The sequence below is a fragment of the Pseudomonadota bacterium genome, assembly GCA_027624955.1.
GTDB lineage: Bacteria > Pseudomonadota > Alphaproteobacteria > UBA828 > UBA828 > PTKB01.
The window spans coordinates 1-8866 of record JAQBTG010000070.1 but is presented as its reverse complement, the minus strand read 5'-3'; the positions used below and the strand labels follow the sequence as shown (position 1 = coordinate 8866).

The window sequence follows — 8866 nt, the reverse complement described above, 5'->3', positions numbered from 1 at the left end:
GGCCTCACCGGGTCCCTGCAGTGGGACACGCCGGCGGGGCCGTCGGTCGTCCTGGCGGCGGTGGTGATGTTTTTGCTGGTGATGGTTCTCCCCGGCAGGCGGCGCACTTAAGCTAAATTAGGCTTTCGCGATCGACCTGTGGGGCGCCCGCAATTCGAAGAGTAGCCACAGCGTTACGGTGAGCAACAGCACGGCGCCGGTCTGGTGCGCCGCGGCTAGCGGGGTCGGCACGACGAGCACCAAAGTCGAGATACCCAGCGCCACCTGCAGGCAGACCATGATCAGCAGTCCGTTGGCGACCCGCCGCGCTCGTTGCACCAGGACGATCCAACGGCTGCGCCACCAGGTGGCGATGGCGACAATCAGCGAGACGATCGCCAGAACGCGGTGATGGAACTGGATCGTGGCGATGTCCTCGAACGGGCTGGCGTACCAGGGCTGCGGCAGATAGCCGGCGGGCACCAGGGCGCCGTCCATCAGCGGGAAGGTGTTGTAGGCAAAACCGGCGTCGGTGCCGGCGACAAAGGCGCCAATGGTGATTGTCACCAGGCCGAGGGTGCTCATCGCCAGGGTCCGAAGGCCGGCCAAGCGCCGGTCCGGCGCTGTTTCCGGCTCGGGGTGGCGCAATTGCAGTCCCGTCCAGAACAGCGCCACATAAAGCGCCAGCGCCAGCGCCAAATGGGCGGCCAGGCGGTATTGGCTTACTTCCGGAATGTCGACCAGCCCGCTTTGGACCATGTACCAGCCGAGGACGCCTTGGGCGCCGCCGAGGATAAACAGGAACGCCAGGCGCGGGGCCAGCGACAGGCCGATTTGGCGCCGCACCAGAAACCAGAGGAACGGCAGGAAGAAGACGACGCCGATCAGCCGGCCCCAGAAGCGGTGCCCCCACTCCCACCAGAAGATCGCTTCGAATTCCGCCAGGCTAATGCCGGTGTTGACCGCCAGATATTGCGGACTGGTCTGATAGAGCGCGAATATGCGCGCCCATTCGCCCTCGGACAGGGGCGGCAAAGACCCCATCAGGGGCCGCCATTCGACAATCGACAGGCCAGATCCGGTCAGCCGCGTGATGCCGCCGATCGAGACCATCACCAAAATCATCGCGGCCAGGGTGAATAGCCACGCAGCGATCGCCCGCTGGCTTGCCGGCGGCCGTGGCGCGATCTCGAAATGTTGTATGGTTTGGCTCAAGAGGGAATTTCGATCCGTAAGTTTCGCGCAGTTTGCGGGGCGGCAATTTTTGTTGCAAGCGGGCGCGCCTATCAGTCGCAGTTGTAAGCGGAATGCCGTGCGTCCGATCGTCGCACTTAATGGGGTGATCAATCAGTGGCCGCGACCGCGCCCTTGTTGTAGAATCATGTTCGAATGACGTAATCGTGTTCGCTGGTTAAATAGTGGATGCGGTCGTTTGCGTGCGGCGGTTCTGGGGAGTTATGGTCCGGTCGTATGAAAAATGGGGAATGGGTTTCAGGTCCTTAAAGCTGCATCGAAGGGTCGGGTCATCATGATCCGGAGGCCCTCTTAGTAAGGATATCGATTGAATGTGGGTAGCAATCATAGTGATGTTGGTGGCGCTCGGCTCGCTGGTGTTTCACATTTATACGCCGTGGTGGTCGACGGAAATCGCCTCGAATTGGGGCTCGATGGACCTCACCATCGACATCACCTTTTGGATCACCGGCACAGCCTACATAATCATCCTGTGTTTCACGGCCTATTGCATTTATAAATTTCACGCCCGCTCCGGAAATACCGAGCCGGCGGCCAAATCGAACCACAAGGCCGCCTACAATCCTGAGAATAAAAAGCTGGAAGTATGGCTTTCGGTCGCTACGGCGGTCGGCGTCGCCGGCCTGTTGGCGCCGGGACTGATCGTGTGGAACGATTACGTCACGGTGCCGGAGGAGGCGATCGAAGTCGAGGTCATGGGCCAGCAATGGCAGTGGGGCTTCCGTTATCCCGGCGCCGATGGCAAGCTCGGCACCACAGATGCCACGCTCGTCAGCTCCGACAATCCGTTCGGACTGCGTATGGACGACCCTAACGGCCAGGACGATATTCTCGTCGACTCCGACGATTTGCACCTTCAGTTGGACCAGCCGGTGAACGTGCTGTTACGCTCGCTCGATGTGCTGCACGATTTCTACGTGCCCCAGTTCCGCGCCAAGATGGATATGGTGCCCGGGTTGGTGACCTACTTCTGGCTGACGCCGACGCGAACCGGCACTTTCGACATCCTGTGCGCCGAACTGTGCGGTTCGAACCATTATGCGATGCGCGGCAATGTCGTAGTCGAGGAAAAAGCGTCCTATGACGCGTGGCTGGCGGAGCAGCCGACCTTTGCCCAGTCGCTGGCGGCAATCGAGAATAAAACCAAGGCAAGTTCGTCCCTGGCAATGAACGCGGCGGGCACATCGCCCGCGGCAAGTCTTGTTTCGCGCTAAAATCCAAGGTCATAGGGCGCAGCACAGAAAGAACGATGAGGTCTAGTTGATGGTTGATATCACTCCGGAGAAAATCGAGAACGTCGGCCCGGCCGAAGTTCCTGAGGCCGAGCTCTACCATGCCCATAGCTGGTGGACGAAGTACGTCTTCAGTCAGGACGCCAAGGTTATCGCCATCCAGTATTCCAGCACGGCGGTGGCGATCGGCATGGTCGGTCTGGTGCTGTCCTGGCTGATGCGCCTGCAATTGGGCTTCCCCGAAACGTTTTCGTTTATCAGCCCGGACGCCTACCTGCAGTTTGTCACCATGCACGGCATGATCATGGTCATCTATCTGTTGACCGCGCTGTTCCTGGGCGGCTTCGGTAACTACCTCATACCGCTGATGGTCGGCGCTCGAGATATGGTGTTTCCGTATGTGAACATGCTGAGTTACTGGATTTATCTGCTGGCCGTCTTGGTGCTGGTTGCCAGCTTCTTTGTGCCGGGGGGGCCGACCGGAGCCGGTTGGACCCTGTACCCGCCGCAAGCCATTCTCCAGGGCACGCCGGGGGGAACCGGATTGGGCATCGTCTTGATGCTGGTCTCGCTGGCGCTGTTCATTATCGGTTTCACCATGGGCGGCCTGAACTACGTGGTGACGATCCTACAGGCACGCACCCGCGGATTGACGCTCATGCGCATGCCCCTGACCATCTGGGGTATCTTCACCGCCACGGTTTTGGCGCTATTAGCGTTCCCGGCCCTGTTCGTCAGCGCCATTATGATGACGCTGGACAGCGTTCTGGGCACCAGCTTCTTCATGCCGGCCATTGTCGAGTTTGGCGAGCAGCTTGCCTACGGCGGCGGTAGCCCGATCCTGTTCCAGCATCTATTCTGGTTCTTTGGCCATCCGGAAGTCTACATCGTTGCGCTGCCGGCATTCGGCATCGTCTCCGATTTGCTTTCCGTTCATGCGCGCCGCCACATATTTGGCTATCGCATGATGGTCTGGGCGATTGTCGTGATTGGCGCCCTGAGCTTCGTTGTCTGGGCGCACCACATGTATGTCAGTGGCATGAACCCCTATTTCGGCTTCTTCTTCGCCACAACCACGCTGATCATCGCGGTGCCGACGGCGCTCAAGGTCTACAATTGGACGTTGACCTTGTGGCGCGGCGACATTCACCTCACCCTACCGATGCTGTTCGCCATCGCGTTCATCATCACTTTCGTGAATGGCGGCATTACCGGCCTGTTCCTCGGCAATGTGGTTGTCGACGTGCCGTTGTCCGACACCATGTTCGTGGTCGCTCATTTCCATATGGTCATGGGAGTGGCGCCGATCCTCGTGGTCTTCGGCGCGATTTATCACTGGTTCCCCTTAATGTCGGGACGGATGCTCAACCAGGCCATGGGCCAGTTCCATTTCTGGGTCACCTTCCTGGGCGCTTACCTGATCTATTTCCCGATGCACTATCTCGGATTTGTCGGCGTGCCGCGCCGGTACTGGTCGGTTGCCGATACCAGCTTCATTCCGGATTCGGCGGCGGACCTGAACGCCTTCATCACCGTGGCGGCTCTAATCGTCGGTTTTGCCCAGCTCGTGTTTATCTACAACATCATCACGAGCGTGTTTAAAGGTAAAATCTCCGAGCGGAATCCTTGGAAAGCCACCTCGTTGGAGTGGCAGACCGAGACCGTGCCGCCGGGGCATGGCAACTTCGGCAAGGAACTGCCGGTCGTCTATCGCTGGGCCTATTCCTTCAGCGTGCCGGGGACCGTCGATGACTTCGTGCCGCAGAACGTTCACCCCAACGACGTGAAGCTTATCGCTGCACAAGGCGACTAGCAGTGGACTTCTTCCGCGAGATCCGTAGCAAACCCTGGCTGGAAAGCCAGGTGGCTATCGACAACGCTCAGCACGGCGGATCCTATGCCTTGCCGGCGGTGAAGGTCGGCTTGCGGGTCTTCGTGGCGGTCATTGGCGTGGTGTTCTCGCTGGCCGTGGTGGCGTATACCGACCGGATGGCGCTGCCCGACTGGAAGGCGGTGCCCGAGCCGCTGCTGATGTGGCTGAACGTGGTGGTTCTGGTGGCCAGCAGTATCGCCATGCAGTGGGCGGTGATCAGCGCGCAGCGCGACCAGACGGCTAAGGTCGAAGCCGGAATGCTAATCGGCGGCGCCTGTGCTTTGGCGTTCCTGGCCGGCCAGCTGTTGGTGGTACGCCAGTTGGACGCGTTGGGTTATTTCGCGCCGACCAACCCGGCGCTCGCTTTCCTTTACATGCTGACCGGCTTGCATGCCGTGCACATACTGGGCGGACTTGTGGCCTGGGGGCGGACCGTGCGGCGCATTTGGGGCGGCGCGGCGGCCAGCCAGGTGCGCGTGAGCGTCGAATTATGCGCCTTCTACTGGCACTTCCTGCTGGCATTATGGCTATTTTTATTCTTTTGGTTTGTGATTACGTAAAGAGGATCTGGAACACATGACCCAAACAGATGTGACGCATTCCGCGGCGCCGGGCGACCGGCCAGACGGGATGGAGGGCGTGATCGCTGACTGGGCCTCCGACCAAAGGGCGTTCAAGAACGTTCCGTGGGGTAAGGCCATGATGTGGATCTTCCTCCTCAGCGATACGTTCATCTTCAGCACGTTCTTGATTTCCTACATGACGGTGCGAATGTCGACGGTTGTGCCGTGGCCGTACCCCAGCGAGGTCTTCGCGCTGCATATGTTTGGCGCCGATATTCCGCTGATCCTGATCGCCATCATGACGTTCATTCTCATCAGCAGCAGCGGCACGATGGTCTTGGCGGTAAATTTTGGTTACCGCCTCGATCGAACGAAGACCGTCATTTTTTTGATCATAACGGCTATTCTCGGGGCATCGTTTGTCGGCATGCAGGCCTTCGAATGGACCAAACTGATCCATGAGGGCGTCCGACCCTGGGGTAACCCGTTCGGCGCACCGCAGTTCGGCTCGACGTTTTTCATGATTACCGGTTTCCACGGCGCGCACGTATCTATCGGGGTGATTTTCCTGCTTATCGTCGCGCGGAAAGTCTGGCGCGGCGACTACGAAGCCAATACCCAGCGGCGCGGCTTTTTCACCAGCCATAAAGGCAGTTACGACATCGTCGAGACCATGGGCCTGTATTGGCATTTCGTCGATCTGGTGTGGGTCTTCATCTTCGCATTTTTCTATCTCTGGTAGGGGGTCCCCATGGCAACAGCAGCCCAAGGCCAGCAACATCCGCTTGGCATTTATTTCAAGATCTGGGGATTGCTCTTCGTCCTCAGCGCAATGTCGTACATGGTCGATATACTCGAACTTCAAGGGTATTTGCGTTGGTCGCTGATCATCATCTTCATGCTGTTGAAGGCGGGGCTCATCGTTGCCGTGTTCATGCATATGGTGTGGGAACGGTTGGCGATCGTGTACGCCATTCTGGTGCCGCCGCTAGCCTTGATGGTGTTGATGGCCCTCATGGCGATCGAAGCCGACTACACTTTCATCACGCGTCTTCTGTATTTTACCGGCGAAGGCGGTTAACACCGCTCGGGTCTCACCGACCCAATAAACCAGTGCATGCGTCGATTAAGTTGTAACGACGCAGAGTAACTGGCAGTGTTGAATCCGTGTTGCGCGGTCGCATGTTGCGATCGACGAGAGCAACCGATTCAAGGGGAACTGCCATGTCGAATGAACACTCCCTCGACTATGCGGACACTGGCTCGGTCAGGCCCGGTATCCGCAAAATCAACGTGTCGGATCTGAAAGAAGTACTGGTCAAAGGCTTCAAGGATTTCAACGCCAAGCCGACCCATATCGTCCTTCTGTTTGTAATTTATCCCATCGTCGGCATCGTTCTGGTCGATCTGTCGGCGGGTTATGAGATATTGCCGCTCATATTCCCGATTGTTGCCGGGTTTGCCTTGGTTGGCCCCATGGCGGCGGTCGGGCTCTATGAAATAAGCCGGCGCCGCGAGAGCGGTCTCGATTATTCTATAAAGTATGCGTTCCAGGTTCACCGGTCGCCGTCTATCGGCGCCATTCTGATTCTTAGCATCATAATGATGGCGATTTATTTCGCCTGGTTGGGCGTCGCTCTGCTCATTTTTAATCTGACGTTCGGCGGCGCGACGCCAACGTCGTTTATGGAGTTCGCGCGCGAGGTCATATCGACCCCGGCCGGGTGGGCCCTGATCGTTGTGGGCAGTGGGGTCGGGTTTATATTCGCGGTTGTCGTGTTGGCGGTCAGCGTGGTGTCATTTCCGATGTTGCTGGACCGTGATGTCAGCGCGGCCGTCGCGATTAGCACATCGGTGCGCGCGGTCGTGGCAAATCCGGTAACGATGGGGGTTTGGGGTTTCGTTGTTGCCGGCGCTTTAATGCTCGGCTCGATTCCGTTCTTCTTCGGCCTCGCCGTCGTCATGCCCGTCCTCGGACACGCGACCTGGCATCTCTACCGCAAGGTTGTGGATGTTTAGCGACGTCGTCGCTACCCGACATCGCTCTAGAGCGTTTCATATTTTGACGGAAGCGTAGCCTGCGTTTACGAAGTAGTTGGCGCATTGGTTGGGTTGGATGGTGTCGACGAGGTATCCGAGGTGGGGCCAGATGTCGTCGACACTTCGCTTTTGCGCACACCGCATCCAGTGCTTGATCTGGGCGAAGGTCTGCTCGATGGGATTGAGGTCGGGGGAGTATTTGGGCAGGAACCACAGCCGGGCGCCGGCGGCCCTGACGGCCTCGCGGACAGCCCTGGATTTGTGGCTGGCGAGATTGTCCATGACGACGATGTCGCCGGGCCGCAAGGTCGGCACGAGGATTTGGTCGACGTAAGCGCGGAAGCAGGCGCCGTTGATGGGGCCGTCGAAGACGCAGGGCGCGGTGAGCCGGTCGCAGCGCAGGGCGCCGACGAAGGTCAGGGTGCGCCAGCGTCCCCGCGGCGCGAAGCCCTTGAGCGGTTTGCCTTTCGGCCCCCAGCCGCGCAGCGGCGCCATGTTGGTGCGGATCCAGGTCTCGTCGATGAAGACCAGCCGGCGCGGATCGAGTTGGCCCTGCCAGGCCTTCCAGCGCTTGCGGTGGCGGGCGACGTCGGCGCGGCCCTGCTCAAGGGCGAACAGGGTTTTTTTTAAACCGCAGTCCTTCGCGGCGCAGGAACGTCCACACCGTGTTGTGCGAGACCTTGATGCCGCGCGCCGCCAGCTCGTCCTTCAAGCGATGCAGCGTCAGATGCGGCTCCTGGCGGAGCCGTTCCACAATGAAAGCCCGATGGGGCTCCAGAACCCGGCGCCGGTGGCCGCCGACCTGGCCCGGCGCCACACTGCCGGTCGCGCGCTTGCGCTGCGACCACTTCACCACCGTCGACACCGCAACGCCGAACCGAGACGCAACCGCCCGGCAGCTCTCGCCGGCCTCAACCGCACCAACCACACGTTCTCGAAGATCATTCGAATAAGGTCGGGTCATGCAGACTGGCCTCCTTCTCCAGTCCGCACCTTGAATCACAAATACCGATTCACGTGAATCCCCTCTAGATTCAGACAAAATAGGAAACGCTCTAGTCCGGAGATCCGCACTTCGTAGACCTCGCCAGGAGCGGCCGGCACCATCGGCCCCAAGGCGCCCGACATGATGATGTCACCGGCGGCCAGGGGACGGCCCCTTTCGACCATCTCGCGGGCCAGCCATATGACCGCGTTGAGCGGGTTGCCGAGACAGGCCGCTCCGGCGCCAACGCTCACCGGCTCGCCGCGATGTTCGATCACCATACCGCATAGCCGGCTGTCGAAATCGGCCAGCGTGTGACGCTCATTGCCCAGCACGAACAGGCCCGAAGAGGCATTGTCGGCGATGGTATCGACGATATTGATATCCCAATTGGCGATGCGGCTGCCGACCACTTCGATCGCCGCGGTGGCATAGGCGATGGCGTTTGTAACATCGGCGATGGTGGGGCTCTCGACCGCCAGGTCGCGGTCGAGAACAAAGGCGACCTCGCCCTCGATCTTCGGCTGCATCACCGATGTCGCGGCGATTTCCTCGCCATCGGGAATAGCCATGTCGGCGAACAGCATGCCGAAGTCGGGCTGGCCGACGCCGAGCTGGGTCTGCACGACTTTCGAAGTCAGACCGATTTTGCGGCCGACCGGGCGGCGGCCCGCCGCCAACCAGTATTTGGTGTTGGTTTCCTGCACCGCATAGGCGGCATCCAGGTCGCCGGCGGGCAGGTCGTTGCGTAACGGCTTACAGCCTTCGCCGGTATCCATCGCCGTGCGCAGCCGCTTGGCGAGCGCCGCGATCTTTGTCGGGTTGGGGTGTTGGGCCATCGGCTGGACTTCCTGTTAATCGGCGGGTGTGACCGCTAGAGCATTTTCTGATCTGAACGAATCTTAGGGGATTCCCACGAGTCGGGATTTCTGATTCAAGG

Annotated in this window: 9 protein-coding genes; 6 read left to right on the top strand and 3 right to left on the bottom strand. The window is 59.7% G+C overall.

Translation table 11 applies throughout. The annotated features are described in order from the left end of the window. Positions 1–117 precede the first annotated feature (117 nt). A complete protein-coding gene (locus O3A94_16785; GenBank protein MDA1357908.1) occupies positions 118–1194 on the bottom strand; it encodes a COX15/CtaA family protein in 1077 nt (358 codons plus the stop codon). 350 nt (positions 1195–1544) lie between these two features. Here O3A94_16785 and O3A94_16780 point away from each other — a divergent pair, with 350 nt between their 5' ends. The 6 genes from O3A94_16780 to O3A94_16755 all read left to right on the top strand — a co-directional run bounded on the left by O3A94_16780 (position 1545) and on the right by O3A94_16755 (position 6920). Next, complete coding sequence (locus O3A94_16780; GenBank protein ID MDA1357907.1) at positions 1545–2447, top strand: cytochrome c oxidase subunit II; 903 nt, start codon at positions 1545–1547, stop codon at positions 2445–2447. Between the two features lie 49 nt (positions 2448–2496). Beyond that, positions 2497–4278: a cbb3-type cytochrome c oxidase subunit I gene (locus tag O3A94_16775; GenBank protein MDA1357906.1), complete on the top strand. Its 1782-nt coding sequence runs from the start codon at positions 2497–2499 to the stop codon at positions 4276–4278. Positions 4279–4280: 2 nt separating this feature from the next. Beyond that, on the top strand, positions 4281–4898 hold the full coding sequence (locus tag O3A94_16770) for a cytochrome c oxidase subunit 3 (protein MDA1357905.1): 618 nt from the start codon (positions 4281–4283) through the stop codon (positions 4896–4898). Between the two features lie 16 nt (positions 4899–4914). Continuing rightward, a complete protein-coding gene (locus O3A94_16765; GenBank protein MDA1357904.1) occupies positions 4915–5643 on the top strand; it encodes a heme-copper oxidase subunit III family protein in 729 nt (242 codons plus the stop codon). 9 nt (positions 5644–5652) lie between these two features. Beyond that, entirely contained in the window at positions 5653–5982 is a 330-nt protein-coding gene (locus O3A94_16760) for a cytochrome C oxidase subunit IV family protein (GenBank protein MDA1357903.1), read from the top strand. Positions 5983–6125: 143 nt separating this feature from the next. Continuing rightward, positions 6126–6920, top strand: a complete 795-nt coding sequence (locus O3A94_16755; GenBank protein ID MDA1357902.1) for a DUF2189 domain-containing protein — start codon at positions 6126–6128, stop codon at positions 6918–6920. A gap of 36 nt (positions 6921–6956) precedes the next feature. Here O3A94_16755 and O3A94_16750 read toward each other — a convergent pair. Both O3A94_16750 and O3A94_16745 read right to left on the bottom strand, forming a co-directional pair. Beyond that, a protein-coding gene (locus tag O3A94_16750; GenBank protein ID MDA1357901.1) for an IS630 family transposase occupies positions 6957–7905 on the bottom strand; the annotation gives its coding sequence in 2 pieces (ribosomal slippage) (positions 6957–7568 and positions 7570–7905; 948 coding nt in all). Between the two features lie 35 nt (positions 7906–7940). Continuing rightward, complete coding sequence (locus tag O3A94_16745; GenBank protein ID MDA1357900.1) at positions 7941–8765, bottom strand: fumarylacetoacetate hydrolase family protein; 825 nt, start codon at positions 8763–8765, stop codon at positions 7941–7943. Between the last annotated feature and the right edge of the window lie 101 nt (positions 8766–8866).